Source organism: Sulfitobacter sp. W074, assembly GCF_025142275.1.
GTDB lineage: Bacteria > Pseudomonadota > Alphaproteobacteria > Rhodobacterales > Rhodobacteraceae > Sulfitobacter > Sulfitobacter profundi.
Genome location: NZ_CP081130.1, coordinates 3,128,741 through 3,152,500 on the forward strand (window position 1 = coordinate 3,128,741; position 23,760 = coordinate 3,152,500).

Annotated in this window: 16 protein-coding genes and 2 rRNA genes; 1 reads left to right on the plus strand and 17 read right to left on the minus strand. The window is 57.9% G+C overall.

Features of this window, described 5'->3' with window-relative positions; genetic code table 11:
• Positions 1–271: 271 nt before the first annotated feature.
• The 4 genes from tuf to rpsL all read right to left on the minus strand — a co-directional run bounded on the left by tuf (position 272) and on the right by rpsL (position 4,655).
• Positions 272–1,447, minus strand: coding sequence for an elongation factor Tu (gene tuf, locus K3762_RS15580; RefSeq protein ID WP_132446964.1), 1,176 nt, complete (start codon positions 1,445–1,447; stop codon positions 272–274).
• Between the two features lie 86 nt (positions 1,448–1,533).
• Positions 1,534–3,660 (minus strand): elongation factor G, encoded by a 2,127-nt coding sequence (gene fusA, locus K3762_RS15585; protein ID WP_120351871.1) that lies wholly within the window; start codon positions 3,658–3,660, stop codon positions 1,534–1,536.
• A 65-nt stretch (positions 3,661–3,725) separates the two neighbouring features.
• Positions 3,726–4,196 (minus strand): 30S ribosomal protein S7, encoded by a 471-nt coding sequence (rpsG, locus tag K3762_RS15590; RefSeq protein ID WP_007118827.1) that lies wholly within the window; start codon positions 4,194–4,196, stop codon positions 3,726–3,728.
• Positions 4,197–4,283: 87 nt separating this feature from the next.
• Positions 4,284–4,655, minus strand: a complete 372-nt coding sequence (gene rpsL, locus K3762_RS15595) for a 30S ribosomal protein S12 (RefSeq protein ID WP_007118826.1) — start codon at positions 4,653–4,655, stop codon at positions 4,284–4,286.
• A gap of 399 nt (positions 4,656–5,054) precedes the next feature.
• Here rpsL and K3762_RS15600 point away from each other — a divergent pair, with 399 nt between their 5' ends.
• Positions 5,055–5,858, plus strand: coding sequence for a putative rhamnosyl transferase (locus K3762_RS15600; protein ID WP_260010425.1), 804 nt, complete (start codon positions 5,055–5,057; stop codon positions 5,856–5,858).
• On the opposite strand, the gene K3762_RS15605 is transcribed toward K3762_RS15600, so the two are convergent.
• The 13 genes from K3762_RS15605 to K3762_RS15665 form a co-directional block, all read right to left on the minus strand.
• Entirely contained in the window at positions 5,831–6,718 is an 888-nt protein-coding gene (locus tag K3762_RS15605; protein ID WP_120351873.1) for a DMT family transporter, read from the minus strand. The two genes, K3762_RS15600 and K3762_RS15605, sit on opposite strands and share 28 nt — an antisense overlap.
• Before the next feature lie 168 nt (positions 6,719–6,886).
• Complete coding sequence (locus tag K3762_RS15610; protein ID WP_067622145.1) at positions 6,887–7,291, minus strand: two-component system response regulator; 405 nt, start codon at positions 7,289–7,291, stop codon at positions 6,887–6,889.
• A 185-nt stretch (positions 7,292–7,476) separates the two neighbouring features.
• Positions 7,477–11,727 (minus strand): DNA-directed RNA polymerase subunit beta', encoded by a 4,251-nt coding sequence (gene rpoC, locus K3762_RS15615; protein WP_067938323.1) that lies wholly within the window; start codon positions 11,725–11,727, stop codon positions 7,477–7,479.
• Positions 11,728–11,822: 95 nt separating this feature from the next.
• Positions 11,823–15,959, minus strand: coding sequence for a DNA-directed RNA polymerase subunit beta (gene rpoB / locus K3762_RS15620; protein ID WP_132446968.1), 4,137 nt, complete (start codon positions 15,957–15,959; stop codon positions 11,823–11,825).
• 245 nt (positions 15,960–16,204) lie between these two features.
• Entirely contained in the window at positions 16,205–16,576 is a 372-nt protein-coding gene (gene rplL, locus K3762_RS15625; protein ID WP_007118820.1) for a 50S ribosomal protein L7/L12, read from the minus strand.
• A 74-nt stretch (positions 16,577–16,650) separates the two neighbouring features.
• Positions 16,651–17,166: a 50S ribosomal protein L10 gene (gene rplJ, locus K3762_RS15630; RefSeq protein ID WP_007118819.1), complete on the minus strand. Its 516-nt coding sequence runs from the start codon at positions 17,164–17,166 to the stop codon at positions 16,651–16,653.
• A gap of 273 nt (positions 17,167–17,439) precedes the next feature.
• Positions 17,440–18,138: a 50S ribosomal protein L1 gene (gene rplA / locus K3762_RS15635; protein ID WP_067622131.1), complete on the minus strand. Its 699-nt coding sequence runs from the start codon at positions 18,136–18,138 to the stop codon at positions 17,440–17,442.
• 1 nt (position 18,139) lies between these two features.
• Complete coding sequence (gene rplK, locus K3762_RS15640) at positions 18,140–18,565, minus strand: 50S ribosomal protein L11 (RefSeq protein ID WP_067622128.1); 426 nt, start codon at positions 18,563–18,565, stop codon at positions 18,140–18,142.
• 146 nt (positions 18,566–18,711) lie between these two features.
• The gene (nusG, locus tag K3762_RS15645) at positions 18,712–19,245 is read right to left on the minus strand and encodes a transcription termination/antitermination protein NusG (RefSeq protein ID WP_132446970.1); all 534 of its coding nucleotides are present in this window, start codon (positions 19,243–19,245) and stop codon (positions 18,712–18,714) included.
• A 208-nt stretch (positions 19,246–19,453) separates the two neighbouring features.
• On the minus strand, positions 19,454–19,651 hold the full coding sequence (gene secE / locus K3762_RS15650; RefSeq protein ID WP_007118815.1) for a preprotein translocase subunit SecE: 198 nt from the start codon (positions 19,649–19,651) through the stop codon (positions 19,454–19,456).
• A 76-nt stretch (positions 19,652–19,727) separates the two neighbouring features.
• Positions 19,728–20,336 carry a hypothetical protein gene (locus tag K3762_RS15655; protein ID WP_132446972.1) on the minus strand — a complete coding sequence of 203 codons (609 nt, stop codon included), beginning with the start codon at positions 20,334–20,336 and terminating at the stop codon, positions 19,728–19,730.
• Positions 20,337–20,534: 198 nt separating this feature from the next.
• A 5S ribosomal RNA gene (gene rrf / locus K3762_RS15660) occupies positions 20,535–20,649 on the minus strand.
• A gap of 119 nt (positions 20,650–20,768) precedes the next feature.
• Positions 20,769–23,600, minus strand: a 23S ribosomal RNA gene (locus K3762_RS15665).
• Positions 23,601–23,760 lie beyond the last annotated feature (160 nt).

A 23,760-nucleotide genomic window follows, 5' to 3' on the forward strand; every position in this document is an offset into this window, starting at 1 on the left:
GTTCAATGGGCGTCCTATAGGGGGAATCGCAACAGGTGGCAAGAGGGTTCTAAAAACCCCCGTGTTTTTAGAACCAGTGCGCAAAGTCACGCCGGCCACGGCGTGACAGCGCACCCCGCCAACGTTCAATCACCACCGAAAACCACACTTAGCTTTCCCGTTTCACCGAAGCGTCCCCAAAAGCCCCCTCCCCCACAAAAGCAAAAGGCCGCAGCAAACGCTGCGGCCTTTCGAATCTCTCAGACGTCAGGCCCGAAGGCCCCGCCCAAAATCACTCAGTGATTTTGGAAACAACACCGGCGCCAACCGTACGGCCACCTTCGCGGATCGCGAAGCGCAGACCGTTTTCCATGGCGATCGGTGCGATCAGCTCAACGCCGAACGACACGTTGTCACCGGGCATAACCATCTCGGTGCCTTCTGCCAGCTGAACGGTGCCGGTCACGTCAGTTGTACGGAAGTAGAACTGTGGACGGTAGTTCGCGAAGAACGGCGTGTGACGGCCACCTTCCTCTTTGGTGAGGATGTAGGCTTCGGCTTCGAACTTGGTGTGCGGGTTCACGGAACCGGGCTTGCAGAGAACCTGACCGCGCTCAACGCCGTCACGCTCAACGCCACGCAGCAGCGCGCCGATGTTGTCGCCAGCTTCACCACGGTCCAGCAGCTTGCGGAACATTTCCACACCGGTGCAGGTGGTTTTCTTGGTGTCGCGGATGCCGACGATTTCAATCTCGTCGCCAACGTTGATCACGCCACGCTCAACACGGCCAGTCACAACGGTACCACGACCAGAGATCGAGAACACGTCTTCGACGGGCATCAGGAACGGCTGGTCAACCGCACGCTCTGGTGTCGGGATGTAGTTGTCGACTTCTTCCATCAGCTTGCGGATCGCGTTTTCGCCGATGGCCTCATCACGGCCTTCCATGGCTGCCAGAGCGGAACCGGGCACAACGGGGATGTCGTCGCCGGGGTAGTCGTAGGAAGACAGCAGCTCGCGGATTTCCATCTCAACCAGCTCAAGCAGCTCGTCGTCGTCGACCTGGTCAACTTTGTTCATGAAGACGACCATGGCGGGGATGCCAACCTGACGGCCGAGCAGGATGTGCTCACGAGTCTGGGGCATTGGGCCATCGGCGGCGTTCACAACCAAGATCGCGCCGTCCATCTGAGCGGCACCGGTGATCATGTTTTTCACATAGTCAGCGTGGCCGGGGCAGTCGACGTGGGCGTAGTGACGTGCTTCGGTCTCATACTCAACGTGCGCGGTCGAGATGGTGATGCCGCGGGCCTTTTCTTCGGGCGCGCCGTCGATCTGGTCGTACGCTTGGAAGTCACCGAAGTATTTGGTGATCGCCGCGGTCAGCGTGGTTTTACCGTGGTCAACGTGGCCGATTGTGCCGATGTTGACGTGTGGCTTGTTACGTTCAAACTTTGCCTTTGCCATGGTGTTGGCTCCTTTAGATGTTGGGTGGTGGGCTTAAAAACCCACCCTACAGATTGGGTAGGGCGGGGTTCACCCCGCCATCCCGGTTATGCAAATTTGGCCTGAATCTCGTCGGAGATGTTCTGCGGCACAGGCTCGTAGTGGTCGAACTGCATGGTGAAGTTCGCACGACCGGAAGACATCGAACGCAGAGTGTTGATGTAGCCGAACATGTTGGCCAGCGGCACGAAGGCGTCGATCGCGATGGCGTTGCCGCGCGTGTCTTGACCCTGCACCTGACCCCGACGGGATGTCAGGTCACCGATGATGCCACCGGTGTACTCTTCCGGTGTCACAACTTCGACCTTCATGATCGGTTCCAGCAGCTTTGCGCCAGCTTTCTTCATGCCTTCGCGCATACCCATACGGGCGGCGATTTCGAAGGCCAGAACGCTGGAGTCAACGTCGTGGAACTTACCGTCGATCAGAGCAACCTTGAAGTCGATGACCGGGAAGCCCGCCAGCGGACCGGAGTCCAGAACCGATTTGATACCCTTTTCCACGCCCGGGATGTATTCCTTGGGAATGGCACCACCGACGATGCGGCTCTCAAAGGAGTAACCTTCGCCCGGCTCGGTCGGCATCAGGATCATCTTAACTTCACCGAACTGACCCGAACCACCCGACTGTTTCTTGTGGGTGTAGGTGATCTCGGCTTCGCGGCTGATCGTCTCACGGTATGCCACCTGCGGTGCACCGATGTTCGCTTCAACTTTGAATTCGCGCTTCAGACGGTCCACCAGAATGTCGAGGTGAAGTTCGCCCATGCCCTTCATGATGGTCTGACCGGATTCCAGATCGGTTTCGACGCGGAAAGAGGGGTCTTCGGCGGCCAAACGGGCCAGACCTGCAGACATTTTCTCTTGGTCGGCCTTGGTCTTTGGCTCAACCGCGATCTCGATGACCGGATCGGGGAAGGTCATGGTTTCCAGAACCACCGGATCATTGGCAGCACAAAGCGTGTCACCTGTGGTGGTGTCTTTCAGACCGGCAAGCGCGATGATGTCACCCGCAAAGGCTTCTTCGATCTCTTCGCGGTTGATCGAGTGCATCATCATCATACGACCGACGCGCTCTTTCTTACCTTTGGTCGAGTTCAAGAGGGTATCGCCCTTCTTGAGCACGCCCGAATAAACGCGGGTGAAAGTCAGCGAGCCAACAAAGGGGTCGTTCATGATTTTGAACGCAAGGCCAGAGAACGCCATGTCATCATCCGCACGACGCGGGATGTTACGTGTTTCTGTCTCATCGCCCGGCTTGAAGCCCATGTAATCGACAACGTCCAGCGGGCTGGGCAGATAGTCGATCACGGCGTTAAGCAGCGGCTGAACACCCTTGTTCTTGAAGGCAGAGCCGCAAAGAACAGGGATGAATTTGATCGCCAGAGTGCCCTTACGGATCAGCGCGCGCAGGGTGTCGACGTCCGGCTCGGCGCCGTCCATCAGGTAGTTTTCCATCGCCTCATCGTCCATCTCGACCGCGGTCTCGATGAGCTTGGCACGCCATTCATCAGCGGACTCTTTCAGGCTGTCACGGATCTCGCGCTGTTCCCAGCCGGCACCCAGATCTTCACCGGACCAGACCCATTCCTTCATTGTGACGAGGTCAACGAGACCTTCAAGCTCGTTCTCGGCGCCAATTGGGATCTGGATCGGAGCAGGTGTGGCACCTGTACGGTCTTTGATCATCTTCACGCAGTTGAAGAAGTCAGCGCCGATTTTGTCCATCTTGTTGACGAACACGATGCGCGGCACCTTGTAGCGGTCAGCCTGACGCCACACGGTTTCGGTCTGCGGCTCAACACCGGCGTTGGCGTCAAGAACGGCAACCGCGCCGTCGAGAACGGCCAGCGAACGCTCAACTTCGATGGTGAAGTCAACGTGGCCGGGGGTGTCGATGATGTTCATCCGGAACTTGGTGTCAGATGTCGCATCGGCTGTGGGCTCTTCCTGGCGCTGCCAGAACGTGGTGGTCGCGGCGGATGTAATGGTGATCCCGCGTTCCTGCTCTTGCTCCATCCAGTCCATCGTTGCGGCGCCGTCATGCACCTCACCGATGTTGTGGCTTTTGCCGGTGTAGAACAGGATGCGTTCGGAACATGTGGTTTTGCCGGCATCGATGTGAGCCATGATGCCGAAGTTGCGGTAGCGTTGGAGCGGATAGTCGCGTGCCATGGGGCTGCTTCCTCGAAAATATCAGTACGAACAGATCGCGCCCGAAACCGGGCGCGACGTTGAAATTACCAGCGGTAGTGGCTGAACGCTTTGTTGGCGTCGGCCATCTTGTGCGTATCTTCGCGCTTTTTAACGGCAGTACCACGGGACTGGACAGCGTCCATCAGTTCGCCTGCAAGACGCTCTTCCATGGTGTTTTCGTTGCGGGCGCGCGCGGCTTTGATCAACCAGCGGATCGCCAGCGCCTGACGGCGCTCGGGGCGCACTTCGACTGGCACCTGATAGGTGGCACCACCAACGCGACGCGAACGAACTTCGACGGACGGCTGGATGTTTTCAAGTGCTTCGTGGAACACTTCGATCGGGGCGCGCTTGATCTTGTCTTCGACGCGGGTCATCGCGTTGTAAACGATGCGCTCGGCGACAGATTTCTTGCCGTCGATCATCAGGTTGTTCATGAATTTGGTGAGAACCAGATCGCCGTATTTGGCGTCTGGCAGGACTTCGCGTTTTTCAGCGGCGTGGCGGCGTGACATGTCAGTGTCTTCCTCTTGGCGGGTGGTGGGGGCATGCCCCACCCAACATCGAATGGATTGGTGGGGGCATGCCCCACCACTGCGAGATTACTTCGGACGCTTCGCGCCGTACTTGGAGCGACGCTGCTTCCGGTCCTTGACACCTTGGGTATCGAGAACACCGCGCAGGATGTGGTAACGCACACCCGGAAGGTCTTTTACACGACCGCCGCGGATCAGAACCACGGAGTGCTCCTGAAGGTTGTGGCTCTCGCCCGGGATGTAAGAGATGACTTCGAAACCGTTGGTCAGGCGCACTTTGGCAACCTTACGCATGGCCGAGTTCGGCTTCTTGGGTGTTGTTGTGTAAACCCGTGTGCAGACGCCGCGCTTTTGCGGGCACTCCTGCAGGTGCATGGATTTCGAACGTTTGACTTTCGGCTGCCGCGGCTTGCGGATCAGCTGTTGGATCGTTGGCATTCCGGATATATCCCCGTATCGCTCAGATTTTGTACACGGGGGATCCCCCATGCGGCTAAATTCGGTTACTTCGTGCGTCCACAAAGCAAAATGACCGCAACGTTCCCGTACCGAGGAAAACGACGCGGTGGGTTAACAGAGGATCGGGCCAGTAGTAGGCCGGATCGTGACCACTTGAGTTATGAGTTCGGATTGGCAGAGCGGCCTCCACCCCCGAGATAGCGGGCGTATAGGACGTTGCGCGGGGGCTGTCAACAGCAGGGCCCGGCCCGGCGCTGTCCAGAGCAGAGGATCGCGTGCTCTGGATGCGCCATGTGGCCCCTTCCCTCGCAGAGCCCCCTTGCCAGCGGCTGCCCCCTGTCGCCATATTCGTCGAAGTTTTCCTTGAGGGGCAATACCATGCAAGCCATCGGCCTGTGCCGTTTTTCTTACCCCGCCCTTGGGGGATTTCAGGTGGGGCACGACACCACCGAGGAACGTATCGCCTACCTCTATGACGACGCCCGGCTTGAGGAGCGCTTCCGCTTGCTTGAGGCCGTCGCCCTGCCCTGCCTCAAAGCACAGTCAGACCCGGATTTCTCAATGATCTTCGTGATCGGCGACCAGTTCCCGGACCACCACGCACGCCGCCTCGAATCGCTCCTCGCCGACCTGCCGCAAGCGGTGATCCACCGCGAGCCGCCCCGCCAGCACCGCGAGGTGATGAAAGAGGTGCTGAACGCCGCGCGGATCAACCCCAAAGAGCCCTGTCTCCAATTCCGCTATGACGATGACGATGCGGTCTCGGTCGATTTTATTGCCCGGCTGCGGCGTACGGTTGAGAACAGCGCGGGGCTTTTGACGGGTCAACGCTCGGTCGCTTTCGACTGGCCCAAAGGGTATATCGCGGAGTTCGGGCAGGGCGGCATCCGCGCGGCGGAAGTGTTCCGCCCCCTCAATGTGGCGGCCTTGGCGATGTATGTGAAGGGCGGCAGTCCGGTCACCATCATGAACTTCGCCCATGAGAAACTGCCGCGCTTCATGCCCTGCGTCAGCCTGCCCGACGCAGCGATGTTCCTGCGCAGCCACAACGGATCGAACGATTCGCGCCAAGGGCTTGCGCGGCATGTGGAGGTCGCGCCGCTGGACGCCGAAGGCGAAGCGCTGTTTCGGGAGCGTTTCGCCATCGACAACGATCAAGTACGGCGTGTCTTCTCGGCCTGAACCTTCAGCTTCCGCTCGCGGTAGAGGGTAAAGACCCCTGTGGCCACGACAATGCCGGCGCCGACCAGCGTCAAGACACCCGGCCATTCCCCAAAGACCGCCCAGCCCAGCAGCAGCGCCCAAAGCAGGCCAGTATAGCGAAACGGCGCGACAAATCCGATATCGCCGACCCGCATGACTTGGATCGAAAAGAAATAGCCGCCCAACACAAAGACCCCGGAGCCGCCGATCAGCGCCGCCACCGACGGGGTCACCGGCGCCCATGGTCCGCTGAGGGATGCCAGCCCCGCCGCCGTCATCACCGACAGCGCGGTCACCAAGGTGACGGTCATGGAAGGCACCGCAGGCGACAAGGCGCGGGTCGACAGGTCACGGACCGTCACGCAAAGCACCGCTATCAAGACGTAGATCGACCAAATGTTGAACCCTTCCGCGCCCGGCTTCACGATCAGCAGGACACCGCAGAAACCGATCCCGATCGCCACCAACCGCCGCCAGCCCACCGCCTGCCGAAACACCAACGCGGCGGCCAGCGTCACCGAAAGCGGCACCACCTGAAGGATGGCGGTCACATTGGCCAAAGGCATGTTGAACAGCGCGGTGAGAAAGAAATAAGCCGCTGCAATCTCGGCCACCGAGCGCAGGCCAATCACCCGCCAATCCCGCGGCTGGAGCCGGAAATCAATCCGGCCAAGCTGGCGGCTGAGGGCCAAGATCAGGACCGAGGTCGTCACCCCCCGCAGGAACAAAAGCTGAAACAGCGGCAGGGCCCCGTCGGTCATTTTCAGCAGCGTGTCGTTAAACGTGAAACAGGCCATCGAGGCAATCATCAGCAGCGCGCCGATGGTATTGGGGGACATGAAAGCGCTCCGGGAAAAAACCGCGCGGCTTATATCGATGCCGCTCCCGAATGACTGGCAGCGGGCGCGGGAGCTGTCAAGAACGGGCGGCTATGCAGGACAGCGGCTTGCGCCCCTCAAATGGGGCATGGCGGCTGCGCAAGACGGGTGCCCAGCAGTTGCCCGGCCTTACTGGTTGGACGCCTGCGCCACCGGCTGTTGCTGACTGGCCAACAGGTTCCGAACCGTGCTGCGCAGCAACCCCGGCTCGACAGGCTTTTGCATCACCGTCGCGGCCAGATTGCGAAAGGCGTCATAAACCTCAAGATCGCGGGTGCGGCCGCTGAGGAAGATAATAGGCGTTCCGGCGATGGCGGGGTTTTCGCCAAAGCGGTGCGCCAATTCCAGGCCGCCCATATCGGGCATGGAGATATCACTGATGATCAAATCGGGCTTCAGGTCATTCACCACCGCCAGCGCATCGCGGGCGTTCAGGCAAGAGACAAAGGTCAGCGATCTGTCGTCGGAAAAGATCATCTTTACCAATTCCAGAATGATCGGATCATCGTCGATATGTAGAATGCGAGACGTCATCTGAAGAACCTTACGACGGTTAAGCTTTCGCAAACCTATTGCGACTATGTGGCGGATGTAAGGCTACGGCGGCAAATTCCCGGCCATCTCGCTGGCAATGTGCAATCAATGCTGGGGCACCGCGCATTAAAAAGCCCCCGCAGCTTTCACTGCGGGGGCTTTTGATTGTCAGGTCAGAGCGGCGATCAATCGCGGCTCTCGTCGTCACCGACCGGCGTGTTGAACACATCGCCACCGACGATGTCGTCATCCGCAGAGGCCGCAGGTGCTGCCAAGGCGGCAGCGGCTTCGGCTTCTTCGCGGCGCGCTTCGATCACGACGTTGTCGCGGTCTGTCGCCACTTTGCGCATCTGCTGGGTCGCCCCACCAGTGCCCGCCGGGATCAGACGGCCCACGATGACGTTCTCTTTCAGACCGACCAGTTTGTCCCGCTTGCCCTGAACCGAAGCTTCGGTCAGCACGCGCGTTGTTTCCTGGAAGGACGCGGCAGAGATGAAGCTGCGGGTCTGCAGCGACGCCTTGGTGATGCCCAGCAGGATCGGTTCGCCCTTGGCAGGACGGCCACCCTTCGACAGGGCCTTTTCGTTGGCCTGATCGAATTCCTGCTTGTCGACGTGTTCACCCTTGAGCAGCGTGGTGTCGCCGCTTTCTTGGATTTCCCACTTCTGCAGCATTTGACGCACGATGACTTCGATGTGTTTGTCGTTAATCTTCACACCCTGCAGGCGGTAAACGTCCTGCACTTCGTCAATCATGTATTCAGCCAGAGCTTCGACGCCCATGATCGCCAGAATGTCGTGCGGCGCGGGGTTGCCGTCCATGATGTAGTCACCCTTCTGCACGAAGTCGCCTTCGGCAACGGGGATGTGTTTCCCCTTGGGTACCATGTATTCAACCTTCACGTCCGGATCATCCGAGCTTTCGATCGCGATGCGGCGCTTGTTCTTGTAGTCCTTGCCGAAGCGCACATAGCCGTCGATTTCCGCGATGATGGCGTGGTCTTTGGGGCGACGTGCCTCAAAGAGTTCGGCAACACGCGGCAGACCACCGGTAATGTCCTTGGTCTTGGCACCTTCGCGCGGGATACGCGCGATGATGTCACCGGCCTGAACCTCGGTCTGGTCCTCAACGGACAGAACCGCATCCACCGACATCGGATAGGTCACCGGGTTGCCCGCATCGTTGCGGACCGGTTCGCCATCTTCACCCACCAAGATGATCTCGGGCTTAAGCTCGTTGCCCTTGGGGGCCGCGCGCCAGTCGATCACGATCTTCTGAGTCATGCCGGTTGCTTCGTCGGTGTCTTCTTTGACCGCGATGCCCGAAACAAGGTCGACGTATTTGGTCATACCAGGTTTTTCGGCGATGATCGGCAGGGTGTAGGGATCCCATTCGAACAGCTTGTCGCCGCGTGCCACGCTGTCGCCTTCCTTGACGTGAAGCTTGGTGCCGTAGCCGATCTTGTGGCTGGCGCGCTCATCGCCGTTCTCATCGACGATCGACAGTTTCATGTTCCGGCCCATGACGAGCATTTCACCGGCGCTGTTTTCAAGCGTCTGGGCATTGTCGAACACGATTTTGCCGGACTGGCTGGCCTCGAGGAAGGACTGCTGACCACCCTGAGCAACGCCGCCGATGTGGAAGGTCCGCATCGTCAGCTGAGTACCGGGTTCACCAATCGACTGGGCCGCGATGATGCCGACAGCCTCACCTTGGTTAACCAGCGTACCGCGTGCAAGGTCACGGCCATAGCACATGGCGCAGACACCCTCTTCGGCATCACAGGTAAGTGGGCTGCGGATCCGTGCGGACTGCACCCCGGCTTCGTCGATGGCATCCGACATGCGCTCGTCGATCAACGAGCCTGCGGGCACCAGAACATCCTCGGTGCCGGGCACCAGAATATCATCCGCCGCAACACGGCCCAGCAAACGCTCGGCCAGCGAGGAGACAACCTCACCGTCGTTAACCGCGGCTTCAGCCGTAATCGCAGTCTCAGTACCACAGTCATGCTGACGCACGATGCAGTCTTGCGCCACGTCCACCAGACGGCGTGTCAGGTAGCCGGAGTTCGCTGTTTTCAAAGCAGTATCCGACAGACCTTTCCGCGCACCGTGGGTCGAGTTGAAGTACTCGAGAACGGTCAGACCTTCTTTAAAGTTCGAGATGATCGGCGTCTCGATGATGTCGCCATTCGGCTTCGCCATCAGGCCGCGCATCCCGCCCAGCTGTTTCATCTGCGTGACCGAGCCACGGGCACCGGAGTGGGCCATCATGTAGACCGAGTTCGGCTCTTTTTCGGAACCATTCTCGTGGTACGTGGTGGCCGAGATGGAGCCCATCATCGCGTCCGTGACCTTGTCGTTACACTTCGACCATGCATCGACGACTTTGTTGTACTTTTCGCCCTGAGTGATCAGGCCGTCCATGTACTGCTGTTCAAAGTCCTTCACCTGCTCGCGGGTCTCTTCAACCAGCGGCCATTTGGAGTCTGGGATCAGCATGTCGTCTTTGCCGAAGGAGATGCCCGCTTTGAAAGCTTCGCGGAAACCCATCGTCATGATCTGGTCACAGAAAATAACCGACTCTTTCTGACCGCAATAACGGTAGACGGTGTCGATGACCTGCTGCACTTCTTTCTTCCGCAGCAAACGGTTGACCAGATCAAACGGTGCTTTGGCGTTCAGCGGCAGCAAGGCGCCAAGACGTACACGACCGGGGGTCGTGTCAAAGCGCATCATCACTTCGTTGCCTTCGGCGTCGATCTGTTTGATCCGGGCTTTAATCTTGGTGTGCAGGTGAACCGCACCGGCGTCGAGGGCGTGCTGTACCTCATCAACCGAGCCGAAGACCATGCCTTCGCCAACCATGCCTTTGCGCTCAAGGGTCGTGTAGTAGAGACCCAAGATCATATCCTGCGACGGCACGATGATCGGTGCGCCGTTTGCAGGCGACAGAACGTTGTTCGTGGACATCATCAGGACACGTGCTTCCAACTGGGCTTCCAGCGAGAGCGGCACGTGAACGGCCATCTGGTCACCGTCGAAGTCAGCGTTGAAGGCCGAGCAGACGAGCGGGTGAAGCTGGATTGCTTTACCTTCGATCAACACGGGCTCAAACGCCTGAATGCCAAGACGGTGAAGCGTCGGCGCGCGGTTGAGCATGACGGGGTGCTCACGGATCACCTCATCGAGAATGTCCCAAACCTCGGGACGCTCTTTTTCAACCAGCTTTTTCGCCTGCTTCACGGTGGAGGACAGACCCTTGGCCTCAAGCCGCGAGTAGATGAACGGCTTGAAAAGCTCCAAAGCCATCTTTTTGGGCAGACCACATTGGTGCAGCTTCAACTCAGGGCCGGTCACAATGACCGAACGGCCCGAGAAGTCGACGCGCTTACCCAAAAGGTTCTGACGGAAGCGACCCTGCTTACCTTTCAGCATGTCCGAGAGCGACTTCAGCGGGCGCTTGTTGGCACCGGTGATGACGCGGCCACGACGGCCGTTGTCGAACAGAGCGTCGACGGATTCCTGCAGCATCCGCTTTTCGTTGCGGACGATGATGTCAGGTGCGCGCAGCTCAATGAGACGCTTCAAACGGTTGTTCCGGTTGATCACGCGGCGGTACAGGTCGTTCAGGTCGGAGGTCGCGAAACGGCCACCATCCAGCGGCACCAGCGGGCGCAGTTCTGGCGGGATCACCGGGATCACGGTCATGACCATCCACTCAGGACGGTTGCCCGACTCGAGGAAGGACTCAACCACTTTCAGACGCTTGATGATCTTCTTAGGCTTCAGCTCGCCTGTCGCCTCTTTCAGATCGGCGCGCAGGGTCTCGGCTTCGGCTTCCAGATCGATGGCGGCCAGCATTTCGCGGATCGCTTCGGCACCGATGTTGGCGGTGAAAGCGTCCATGCCATAGGCGTCTTGGGCGTCCATGTATTCTTCTTCGGTCATCATCTGACCGTATTGAAGATCGGTAAGGCCCGGCTCGATCACCACGTAGTTCTCGAAGTAGAGAACACGTTCCAGATCACGCAGTGTCATGTCCAGCATCAGGCCGATGCGCGAAGGCAGCGACTTGAGGAACCAGATATGCGCAACTGGCGATGCCAGTTCGATGTGGCCCATGCGCTCACGGCGGACCTTTTGCAGCGTCACTTCGACACCACATTTCTCGCAGACAACGCCGCGATACTTCATCCGCTTATATTTACCGCAAAGGCATTCGTAGTCTTTGATCGGGCCAAAGATACGCGCGCAGAACAGGCCGTCACGCTCGGGCTTGAACGTCCGGTAGTTGATGGTTTCCGGCTTTTTGATCTCACCGAAGGACCAGCTGAGGATCCGCTCGGGCGAGGCCAAAGAGACCTTGATTTCGTCAAACGCTTTTTGCGGCGTCAGCGGGTTGAACGGGTTGTTTGTCAGTTCCTGGTTCATTTTCAAATCCTTGAAAGGGGTGCGTTGGGAGGGACCGGACCCGTTTTCTTATGAAGAAAACGGGCCGGGATTTTTAAAAAATCCCGTTTACCGCGTCACTCATCCTCCTCCGCATCCAGGAGTTCCATATTCAGGCCGAGGCCGCGCACTTCTTTGACGAGAACGTTAAAGCTCTCTGGAATGCCCGCTTCGAAGTTATCCTCGCCCTTGACGATGCTTTCATAGACCTTGGTCCGGCCCGCGACGTCGTCCGACTTGACGGTCAGCATTTCCTGCAATGTGTAAGCGGCGCCGTAAGCTTCAAGAGCCCAGACTTCCATCTCACCAAAGCGCTGGCCACCGAACTGTGCCTTACCACCCAGCGGCTGCTGTGTGACGAGGGAGTACGGCCCTGTCGAACGTGCGTGGATTTTGTCGTCCACCAGGTGGTGCAGCTTGAGCAGGTACTTGACGCCGACAGTCACGGGGCGGGCAAACTGCTCACCTGTACGACCATCGAACAGCACCGACTGACCGGAGGTGTCGAACCCAGCACGCTTGAGGCTGTCGTTCACGTCCGCTTCCTTGGCACCGTCAAAGACCGGCGTGGCAATTGGCACGCCGCGGCGCACGTTGTCGGCCACTTCAAGAAGCGTGTCCTCGTCCATGCCGGTGATGCCCTCTTCGTAGACATCATCGCCATAAGCCAGCTGCATTGCTTCACGCACAGGTGTCAGATCGCCGGAACGCTTATACTCTTGCAGCGCCTCGTCGACATTCAGGCCCAGACCGCGCGCGGCCCAACCCATATGCGTCTCAAGAATCTGACCAACGTTCATCCGGCTAGGCACGCCCAGAGGGTTAAGGCAGAAGTCGACCGGGGTACCATCGGCGAGGAACGGCATGTCCTCCATTGGCACCACTTTCGAGATCACACCCTTGTTCCCGTGACGACCGGCCATCTTGTCGCCCGGCTGCAGCTTACGCTTCACCGCCACGAACACTTTGACCATCTTCATCACACCCGGGGGCAGATCGTCACCACGACGTACTTTTTCGACCTTATCCTCGAAACGTGCATCCAAGGTCCGTTTCTGGATCTCGTACTGCTCGTTCAGGGCTTCGACGATCTTCGCGTCATCCTCGTCCTCGAGGGCCAGCTGCCACCACTGACCACGGGTCAGGGTTTCCAGCAGTTCCTCGGTGATCTGGCTGTTCGCCTTCACGCCTTTCGGGCCTTTGACGGCGATTTTGCCAAGGATCATGTCCTTGAGACGCGCATAGATGTTGCGGTCGAGGATTGCCAGCTCGTCGTCCCGGTCACGGGCCAGACGTTCGACTTCCTCACGCTCGATCTGCAGCGCACGCTCGTCTTTCTCGACACCGTGACGGTTGAAGACACGCACTTCGACAACCGTGCCGAAATCGCCTGGCTTCACACGCAACGAGGTGTCGCGCACGTCAGAGGCTTTCTCACCAAAGATGGCGCGCAGAAGCTTTTCTTCCGGCGTCATCGGGCTTTCGCCCTTCGGGGTGATCTTACCCACAAGGATGTCGCCCGGCTCTACGTCCGCACCGATGTACACGATACCGGCTTCGTCGAGGTTTCGCAGAGCTTCCTCGCCGACGTTGGGAATGTCGCGGGTGATTTCTTCTGGCCCAAGCTTCGTGTCACGCGCGGCAACTTCGAATTCCTCGATGTGGATCGAGGTGAAGACGTCATCACGGGAAATCCGCTCGGAGATCAGGATGGAGTCTTCGTAGTTGTAGCCATTCCACGGCATGAAGGCGACGACGACGTTCTTGCCGAGCGCCAGTTCCCCCATATCGGTCGACGGGCCATCTGCGATGACCTGACCTTTCGTGACCTTCTCGCCCACTTTCACCAGCGGGCGCTGGTTGATGCAGGTGTTCTGGTTCGAGCGCTGGAATTTGCGCATGCGGTAGATGTCCACACCCGCGTCGCCCAGCTCAAGGTCTTCGGTGGCCCGGATCACGATACGGGAAGCATCGACTTGGTCGATGATACCCGCGCGGCGTGCCGTGTAGGCCGCCCCGGAATCGCGTGCCACAACTTCTTCGATGCCGGTGCCGACGAGCGGCGCCTCGGCTTGCAGAAGCGGAACCGCCTGACGTTGCATGTTCGAGCCCATGAGAGCGCGGTTGGCGTCGTCGTTTTCGAGGAACGGGATCAACGAAGCAGCGACCGAGACCAACTGCTTGGGCGAAACGTCGATCAGGTCCACGTTTTCCGTCGGGGCCAACGTGTAGTCACCGGACTGACGGGTCGAGACCAGTTCGTTGACGAACTTCATGTTCTCGTCGAGGTTGGCGTTCGCCTGAGCCACGGTGTGGCGCATTTCCTCGGTTGCGGACATGTAGTGCACTTCGTCGGTGACGGTGCTGTCCTTGACCACGCGGTAAGGCGTTTCGATGAAGCCGTATTTGTTCACGCGGGCAAAAGTGGCCAGCGAGTTGATCAGACCAATGTTCGGCCCTTCCGGCGTTTCAATCGGGCACATCCGACCATAGTGGGTCGGGTGAACGTCGCGCACTTCAAAGCCCGCACGCTCACGTGTCAAACCGCCAGGCCCAAGCGCCGAGAGACGACGCTTGTGCGTCACTTCGGACAGCGGGTTGGTTTGGTCCATAAACTGCGACAGCTGCGACGAGCCGAAGAATTCACGCACCGCAGCCGCGGCCGGCTTGGCGTTGATCAGGTCTTGCGGCATCACCGTATCGATCTCGACGGAGGACATCCGCTCTTTGATCGCACGCTCCATGCGCAGCAGGCCAACGCGGTACTGGTTTTCCATCAATTCGCCGACGGAACGCACACGACGGTTGCCGAGGTGGTCAATGTCGTCGATGTCGCCACGGCCATCGCGCAGGTCAACCAGCGCTTTGATACAAGCGACAATGTCGTCACGGTCGAGCGTGCGCTGTGTGTCGGGCTTATCAAGCGCCAAACGCATGTTCATTTTCACGCGGCCAACAGCCGAGAGGTCATAGCGTTCGCTATCAAAGAACAACGTGTCAAAGAGCGCAGACGCGGCCTCGACGGTGGGCGGTTCGCCCGGACGCATGACGCGGTAGATGTCCATGAGCGCGGTGTCGCGGTTCATGTTCTTGTCCATCGCCATGGTGTTGCGCATGTAGGGGCCGACGTTGACGTTGTCGATGTCCAGCAGCGGAATCTCGGTGATGCCCGCGTCGATCAGCTCTTTCGCGGTGCCGCCGATCAGGGTGCCGTCTTTGTCGTATTCCAGCGTCAACTCGTCACCGGCTTCGACGTAGATCGCACCGGTTTCTTCGTTGATGATGTCACGCGCGACGAACTTGCCAACGATGTGATCGAAAGGCAGCAGCAGGTCTTTGACCTTGCCTTCGTCGAGCAGTTTTTTGACGGCGCGAGGGGTGACCTTTTTGGTCGCTTCGAACAGGATTTCACCTGTCGCTGCATCCACCAGATCATAGGTCGGACGGGTGCCGCGCACGCGGTCGGGGAAGAAGGGTGCAACCCAGCCCTTGTTCTTCTCAAGCGTGTAGGTGACCGTCTTGTAGTAGGCGTTCATGATCGCCTCTTGGTCCAGCCCGAGGGCATAGAGCAAGGTCGTCACAGGCAGTTTGCGGCGGCGGTCAATCCGGGCAAAGACGATGTCTTTGGCGTCGAATTCAAAGTCCAGCCAGGAACCGCGGTAGGGGATGATGCGGCAGGCGAAGAGGAGCTTACCCGAAGAGTGGGTTTTGCCCTTGTCGTGGTCAAAGAACACGCCCGGGGAGCGGTGCATCTGGGATACGATCACACGCTCGGTGCCGTTCACGACGAAAGTGCCGTTCGGCGTCATCAGGGGCATGTCGCCCATGAACACGTCTTGTTCTTTGATGTCTTTGACCGACTTGGCGCCGGTGTCTTCGTCTACATCAAACACGATGAGGCGCAGCGTCACCTTGAGGGGCGCGCTGTAGGTCATGTCACGCTGCTGACATTCCTCAACATCGTATTTCGGCTTTTCCAGCTCGTACTTGACGTATTCAAGCACGGAGGTCTCGTTAAAATCTTTGATCGGGAAGACCGACTGGAAAACGCCTGTGATACCTTCACCATCGGTGGGGGTCTCGGCGTCGCCGGAATTCAAGAACAGATCGTAAGAGGATTTCTGAACCTCGATGAGGTTCGGCATCTCCAGCACTTCGCGGATTTTGCCGTAATATTTACGCAGACGTTTCTGGCCAAGGAAGGATTGTGCCATGTGTCGTGTCACCTTTCGTGTCTCTTGCCGAGCGCATCAACCACCGGGGCCGTGGTGCGCGCCCATAAGAGCGGAAAATCCGGGTCAATTCTTGGAATGCGTCCCACTGCATCCCTTCCGACCATGGACCTCTCCAGAGAAATACTCCGCCGGACGGAACATTCGTCAAAACAGGTCAGGCTGGACAGGAAAACTCCCGTCCAGCCCTTGTTCATGCGTGGTGCACGTTGCCGCGCACCTCTGGCTTAGGCCAGCTCGACTTCGGCGCCAGCTGCTTCCAGCTTGCCTTTGATCTCTTCGGCTTCGGCTTTGTCGACGCCTTCTTTGATCTTGCCACCGGCTTCGACCAGGTCTTTGGCTTCTTTCAGGCCGAGACCTGTGATGCCGCGGACTTCCTTGATCACGTTGATCTTGGATGCGCCGGCGTTCTTCAGAACGACGTCGAATTCGGTCTTTTCTTCTTCGGCAGCGCCGCCATCAGCAGGACCAGCCATCATCACTGCGCCGCCAGCGGCGGGCTCGATGCCGTACTCGTCTTTGAGGATGGTTTTCAGTTCTTGTGCTTCAAGCAGAGTCAGACCAACGATGTCTTCTGCCAGTTTTTTCAGATCAGCCATGTTTAGCTCTTTCCGTTACGATATGTGTGTTCCAACGCGCGTGTTCAACCCGAGCGCCGGCTTGACGATATGCCTTACGCAGCCGCCTTGTCCTCGATCGTGGACAAGATGGATGCGATGTTGCTTGCAGGTGCGCCAATGGCCCCGGCGATGTTCGAAGCAGGTGCGCCGAGCATGCCCGCGATGGTGGAGATAAGCTCCTCCCGCGAAGGCATTTTCGACACGGCTTCGACACCAGCGGCGTCCAACGCGTTCTCACCCATGGAACCACCAAGGATCACCAGCTTTGGGTTTTCCTTGGAGAACTCCTGAGCAACCTTGGCCGCAGCCACAGGATCCTCAGAATAGGTCAGAACGGTCATACCCGTCAGAAGGTCAGCGATGCTTTCGCATGGCTTGCCCTCAAGGGCGATCTTGGCGAGCCTGTTTTTGGCAACACGCACGGCCCCACCGGCAGCGCGTGCGCGCGCCCGAAGGTCCTGCATTTCGGCAACTGTCAAACCGACGTAGTGGCTAACCACAACGACGCCAGAGCTTTCAAAGATCTGGCCGAGTTCGTCGACCAGCTGTTCTTTTTGTGCTCTATCCACAGTTTCACTCCAAATTTGGGGGTTGCCCCCCGGCTCAGTTCAGGATGCGATCTTTTGCATCCCATTCGGGTCCAATGTCAGGGTCCCGGCCAAAACCGCCCGAGGGCAGAATTTTTCCGGTTTCCCATCTCAGGAAGGAATTATTCAGGCCAAGGCCCAAACCCTCCGTCTCGGACAGACGCGCGGACCGATCTTTTGGTCCTTGCGTATCTGACGGCCGAAGCCGCCAAATCTCGGGTCGTAAGGTGGGAGGCTGGCCCCCACCCCACTGGATCACTCGGCGGTTGCGTTCTCGACAGCGACCGACACGCCCGGGCCCATTGTGGAGCTCAGGTTGATCTTTTTCATATATGTGCCTTTGGCACCGGCAGGCTTGGCTTTGGACACCGCGCCAACAAAAGCACGGATGTTTTCGGCCAGCTTGGCTTCGTCGAAGGACAGTTTGCCAACGCCTGCGTGGACGACACCGCCCTTTTCGGCTTTGAACTGAACTTCACCGCCCTTGGCCGCTTTCACGGCGTCGGCGACATCCATGGTCACGGTGCCAACCTTGGGGTTCGGCATCAGGTTACGGGGGCCAAGCACTTTACCCAGACGGCCAACGATCGGCATCATGTCGGGTGTCGCGATGCAACGATCAAAGTCGATCTTGCCGGACTGCACGGTTTCCATCAGGTCTTCTGCACCAACGATATCTGCGCCAGCCTTTTCGGCTTCTTCAGCTTTCGCGCCACGGGCGAAGACAGCAACGCGCATGGTTTTGCCGGTGCCGTTGGGCAGGCCGACAACACCGCGGACCATCTGGTCTGCGTGGCGTGGGTCAACACCGAGGTTCATCGCGATCTCGATGGTTTCGTCGAACTTTGCGTTTGCGTTTGCTTTGATGAGGCTTACCGCTTCTTCAACGGTGATCTCTTCTTTACCAGCAAAGGCTTCACGGGCGGCGCGGGTGCGTTTACCAAGTTTTGCCATCTTACTTCACCTCGATGCCCATGGACCGGGCAGAGCCCAGAATGATTTTCATCGCCGCTTCCACGTCGTTCGCGGACAGGTCGGCGGCTTTTGCTTCTGCGATCTCGCGCAGCTGCTTGGTGGTCACTGTGCCGACGGTTTCACGGCTCGGCGTTTTCGCGCCGGAGTTCACCTTGGCAGCTTTTTTCAGGTAGTAGGACGCCGGGGGCGTCTTGATGTCCATGGTGAAGGACTTGTCCTGATAGTAGCTGATCACGGTGGGGCACGGTGCGCCCGGCTCCATGTCTGCGGTCTTGGCGTTGAACGCCTTGCAGAATTCCATGATGTTGATGCCGCGCTGACCGAGGGCCGGACCAACGGGCGGGGACGGGTTTGCTTGACCCGCTTTAACTTGCAACTTCATCGTACCGACGAGTTTCTTGGCCATCTGACCATTCTCCTTTCAACACCCTTGGGGCGCGCCCCGCGGGATCTTCGTTGCGTGGTCCGGATTGGGCGCCGCGGCGCCCTCGCCTCCCACAATGACCGACACCCTTGAGGCGCCGGGATGGCGGACCTGAGCCCGCCGCGCACTCAGACCTGCTTGTTGACCTGAGTGAATTCCAATTCGACCGGCGTTTCCCGGCCAAAGATCGACACCGACACCTTGAGGCGCTGATTGTCCTCGTCGACCTCTTCGATCATGCCGTCGAAATCCTCGAACGGACCGTCGGCAACCTTGACCTTCTCGCCGATCTCGAAGTGAATCAGCGTGCGTGGGGCTTCTTCGCCTTCCTGCACACGGCCCAAGATCGCCTGAACCTCGGCATCGCGCATCGGCATCGGACGGCCTTGCGGGCCCAAGAAACCGGTGACGCGGTTGATCGAGTTGATCAGGTGATAGCCCGCGTCGGACATTTCCATATGCACCAGCACATAGCCGGGCATGAAGCGACGCTCGGTTGTCACCTTCTTGCCGCGCCGGACCTCGATCACCTCTTCGGTGGGCACCAGCACTTCGTCAATCTGGTCTTCAAGTTCCTGCTCGGCCACGGATGCGCGGATCTGCTCGGCGATCTTCTTTTCGAAGTTCGACAGGACACTGACCGAATACCACCGTTTTGCCATCTGAACTCTGGTCCCTGTCTTGCCATGCGGGCTGCCCCGGCATGTAAATTCGTCAATCACACGGAGCCTCGGCCCCGCAACATCTGAACAAAAAATCGGCGCGCAACTCGAATCGCCGCACGCCCCTTTTCAGGTCAGGTCTGCGCAATAGCCCGCGCAGACGCAGGTTTCAAGGGTGTAAAGATAAATTCACCCGAGCGGGCGATGCTTAGCCGAACATCCCAAGGATCTGCTGTAGACCGCCGCGGATCAGGATATCTACGATCGCAAAGAAAACCGCCGTCAGCGCGGCAAGGATAAAGACCATCACAGTGGTCAGCATCACTTCGCGCTTGGTCGGCCAAACAACCTTGGCAACTTCGGTACGAACCTGCTGGATGAACTGAAGCGGATTGGTGGTGGCCATGACATCTTTCCTTGTTGCCCGATTGGGCGGATGTAACGGGTCCGCCCCCTAGTTTCAAGACACCATCGCGTCCGGCCTAGGCTTCGGAGTTGCGCAGACTGTCAAACCGGCGATCGAGGGCCTCATCATGGCGGGTGTCAGCCGCTGCCATTTCGCCAAAGTCCGGCAGATAAAGCCCGTCGACCGTCCCTTCGGGAAAGCGATCAAGCACCGCATCCCATTTCATCGCGAAAGCATCCAAACGTGCATGAAGCGCCGCCGCCCGGTCCGGCCGCCGCGCGGCATACCAGCGCCCAAGCGTCAATGCCCGCCCCCAAAACCCGTCATAACCAAGGGCGAGAAAGACCCCCAGCGTGACAAACACCGCGATGAAAACCACGCCCAGTACTAACCAAGGCCGCAGAATCACAGCGAGCGCAAGCAGGCTCAGCATCACCGCCCGAGGCGACGGTCGTTTCTTAGGTATCTTGAGCGGCAAACGTTTTTCGGATTTGGCTTTGGCAACCTCCGGCTCCGGCAGCTCGGGAAAGGCATTGCGTCCGGACTGCCGATGTTTGGCGGGGGGCTCCGGTGTGTCCATCCCGGTGCCCGCATGCCCCTCCGCCATCACGTTTCGGATCGCAGACAGCGCGGTGGGGTCCAATTCAGATGCTGACGAAGGGGCAACCTTATCTGTGGGGGTCATCTTATCGATCTCTTTAGACAGTTGCGAAAGAGTTACCGATCTATTGCGCCCCCTGCAGGGCGGAAAATGGACAGTTCTTGGGCATAGTGGTTTTGCGCCCCGCCCCCCAAAGACAAAACCGCCGCAGCTTTATAGCTGCGGCGGTTTTGTTATTCTGTTGATCGTCGAGAGATACTTTTTTTATCAGGAACTTATTAGGTTTGGCGATGACCTACTCTCCCACGTCTTAAGACGCAGTACCATCGGCGCTACGGCACTTAACGGCTGGGTTCGGGATGGGACCAGGTGTTTTGCTCGCGCTATGATCACCAAACCAAATAAATTCCTGATAAAGCGCTCTGCGCGTTGCGACGCAGAGCGTGGTCCAAGTCATGTACAACTGATTGTATGTGTATGCTTTTGCCCAGTTAAGCAGTCTTGCTTCTACTGGATCAAATCAAGCCTATCGAGCAATTAGTACCAGTCAACTGAACGTGTTACCACGCTTACATCTCTGGCCTATCGACGAGGTGGTCTACCTCGGCTCTCAGGGATACCTTGTTTTGAGGGGGGCTTCCCGCTTAGATGCCTTCAGCGGTTATCCTGTCCGATCATAGCTACCCAGCACTGCTATTGGCATAACAACTGGTCCACCAGTGGATCGTTCACCCCGGTCCTCTCGTACTAGGGGCAACTCCTCTCAAGTATCCTACACCCACGGAAGATAGGGACCGAACTGTCTCACGACGTTCTAAACCCAGCTCACGTACCTCTTTAAACGGCGAACAGCCGTACCCTTGGGACCTGCTCCAGCCCCAGGATGAGATGAGCCGACATCGAGGTGCCAAACACTGCCGTCGATATGGACTCTTGGGCAGTATCAGCCTGTTATCCCCGGCGTACCTTTTATCCGTTGAGCGATGGCCCTCCCACTTGGGACCACCGGATCACTATGGCCGTCTTTCGACTCTGCTCGACTTGTCAGTCTCGCAGTCAGGCTGGCTTCTGCCATTGCACTCAACGAGCGATTTCCGACCGCTCTGAGCCAACCTTCGCGCGCCTCCGTTACGATTTAGGAGGCGACCGCCCCAGTCAAACTACCCGCCACACAGGGTCCCGGAACCGGATAACGGTCCGCGGTTAGACATCAAGCAGAACAAGGGTGGTATCTCAAGGGAGGCTCCACCGAGACTGGCGTCTCGGTTTCAAAGCCCACCACCTATCCTGCACATGTTCGGCCTAATGCCAGTGTGAAGCTGTAGTAAAGGTGCACGGGGTCTTTCCGTCTAACCGCGGGTAACCGGCATCTTGACCGGTAATTCAATTTCGCTGAGTCTATGTTGGAGACAGCGGGGAAGTCGTTACGCCATTCGTGCAGGTCGGAACTTACCCGACAAGGAATTTCGCTACCTTAGGACCGTTATAGTTACGGCCGCCGTTTACCTGGGCTTCAATTCAGAGCTCTCACCCCTCCTTTTAACCTTCAGGCACCGGGCAGGCGTCAGACCCTATACGTCGTCTTACGACTTCGCAGAGCCCTGTGTTTTTAATAAACAGTCGCCACCCCCTGGTTTGTGCCCCCAGCCTCTAGTTGCCTAGAAACCGGGCCTCCTTCTCGCGAACTTACGGAGGTATTTTGCCGAGTTCCTTCAACATAGTTCTCTCAAGCGCCTTGGTATTCTCTACCTGTCCACCTGTGTCGGTTTAGGGTACGATCTAGCGATGGAGCTATTTCCAGGGACCTCTAAGCAGCCCATTCAATCCGATAAGGATGAACTACCCTCGAGATCCGTCACTTCCATCTGGCCCAGGAATATTAACCTGGTTCCCATCGACTACGCCTTTCGGCCTCGCCTTAGGGGTCGGCTTACCCTGCTCAGATTAGCTTTAAGCAGGAACCCTTGGACTTTCGGCGAGAGTGTCTCTCACACTCTTTGTCGCTACTCATGTCATCATTCTCACTAGTGATCTCTCCACCGGATCGCTCACGCGCCAGCTTCACAGAAAGCTCCTTGTGTCCAATCCTACCTAAGTAGGTAAGGACACATGGAACTATGTCACACTACGCTCTGCTACCATGCAATAAATGCATCCTCAGCTTCGGCTCATGGCTTGAGCCCCGTTACATCTTCGCCGCAAGACAACTTATTTAGACCAGTGAGCTGTTACGCTATCTTTAAAGGATGGCTGCTTCTAAGCCAACCTCCTGGTTGTTTTGGTCGTCTCACCTGCTTTCCCACTTAGCCATGAATTAGGGGCCTTAGCTGGAGGTTAGGGTTGTTTCCCTCTTCACGACGGACGTTAGCATTCGCCGTGTGTCTGCCGACTAGTACTCCTCGGTATTCGGAGTTTGGTTAGGATCAGTAAGCCTGTGGGGCCCCATTACCCATCCAGTGCTCTACCCCCGAGGGTATTCGGTCGACGCTCTACCTAAATAGATTTCGCAGAGAACCAGCTATCTCCGAGTTTGATTGGCCTTTCACCCCTAGGCACAGCTCATCCCGATCTTTTTCAACAGATGTGGGTTCGGTCCTCCAATAAGTGTTACCTTATCTTCAACCTGGCCATGCCTAGATCACTCGGTTTCGGGTCTGATCCCACGAACTCAACGCCCTATTAAGACTCGCTTTCGCTACGCCTACACCTAACGGCTTAAGCTTGCTCGTGAGACCAAGTCGATGACCCATTATACAAAAGGTACGCTGTCAGGACGCAAGGTCCCTCCAACTGTTTGTAGGCGTTCGGTTTCAGGTACTGTTTCACTCCCCTCGTCGGGGTGCTTTTCACCTTTCCCTCACGGTACTGGTTCACTATCGGTCAGTAAGGAGTACTTAGCCTTCGAAGGTGGTCCTCCGATCTTCAGACAGAATTTCACGTGTTCCGCCCTACTTAATACGTCCAATCATGCTTCTTATACGGGACTATCACCCACTTTGGTTGCGCATTCCAACGCATTCTAACCACACTCATGGCTCGGCTGGTCCCCGTTCGCTCGCCGCTACTAGGGGAGTATCATATTGATTTCCTTTCCTCCGGGTACTTAGATGTTTCAGTTCCCCGGGTTTGCCTTTTTAAGCCTATATATTCAGCCTAAAAATACCTGGTTTACCAAGTTATTAGCTGCACCGAAGTGCAGTAATAACAAAGTATCAGGTGGGTTGCCCCATTCAGAAATCCATGGATCAAAGCTTATTCTCAGCTCCCCATGGCTTATCGCAGAGTATCACGTCTTTCATCGCCTCTTACTGCCAAGGCATTCACCAAACGCCCTTTTCGCGCTTGATTTGATCCAGAAAAAGCAAGACTTAGCGTCTCGCGCGAAGATCAGAAGCTGGTAAGAAACTGATCCTCTTTATCCTGTATCAAAAGCATACTTTTACCCGCCCAGACTATCGTCTGGACAATGAGCGATGCAGATAGCGAACCGTCCGTGCAGGAGGTTCGC

Excerpts from the sequence above, each read along its gene's own strand:
- fusA (WP_120351871.1), bottom strand. The coding sequence starts at position 3,660 with ATGGCACGCGACTATCCGCTCCAACGCTACCGCAACTTCGGCATCATG.
- rplK (WP_067622128.1), bottom strand. The coding sequence starts at position 18,565 with ATGGCCAAGAAACTCGTCGGTACGATGAAGTTGCAAGTTAAAGCGGGT.
- rpoC (WP_067938323.1), bottom strand. The coding sequence starts at position 11,727 with ATGAACCAGGAACTGACAAACAACCCGTTCAACCCGCTGACGCCGCAA.
- rplL (WP_007118820.1), bottom strand. The coding sequence starts at position 16,576 with ATGGCTGATCTGAAAAAACTGGCAGAAGACATCGTTGGTCTGACTCTG.
- K3762_RS15655 (WP_132446972.1), bottom strand. The coding sequence starts at position 20,336 with ATGACCCCCACAGATAAGGTTGCCCCTTCGTCAGCATCTGAATTGGAC.
- nusG (WP_132446970.1), bottom strand. The coding sequence starts at position 19,245 with ATGGCAAAACGGTGGTATTCGGTCAGTGTCCTGTCGAACTTCGAAAAG.
- K3762_RS15610 (WP_067622145.1), bottom strand. The coding sequence starts at position 7,291 with ATGACGTCTCGCATTCTACATATCGACGATGATCCGATCATTCTGGAA.
- tuf (WP_132446964.1), bottom strand. The coding sequence starts at position 1,447 with ATGGCAAAGGCAAAGTTTGAACGTAACAAGCCACACGTCAACATCGGC.
- rpsG (WP_007118827.1), bottom strand. The coding sequence starts at position 4,196 with ATGTCACGCCGCCACGCCGCTGAAAAACGCGAAGTCCTGCCAGACGCC.
- rpsL (WP_007118826.1), bottom strand. The coding sequence starts at position 4,655 with ATGCCAACGATCCAACAGCTGATCCGCAAGCCGCGGCAGCCGAAAGTC.
- K3762_RS15605 (WP_120351873.1), bottom strand. The coding sequence starts at position 6,718 with ATGTCCCCCAATACCATCGGCGCGCTGCTGATGATTGCCTCGATGGCC.
- K3762_RS15600 (WP_260010425.1), top strand. The coding sequence starts at position 5,055 with ATGCAAGCCATCGGCCTGTGCCGTTTTTCTTACCCCGCCCTTGGGGGA.
- secE (WP_007118815.1), bottom strand. The coding sequence starts at position 19,651 with ATGGCCACCACCAATCCGCTTCAGTTCATCCAGCAGGTTCGTACCGAA.
- rplA (WP_067622131.1), bottom strand. The coding sequence starts at position 18,138 with ATGGCAAAACTTGGTAAACGCACCCGCGCCGCCCGTGAAGCCTTTGCT.
- rpoB (WP_132446968.1), bottom strand. The coding sequence starts at position 15,959 with ATGGCACAATCCTTCCTTGGCCAGAAACGTCTGCGTAAATATTACGGC.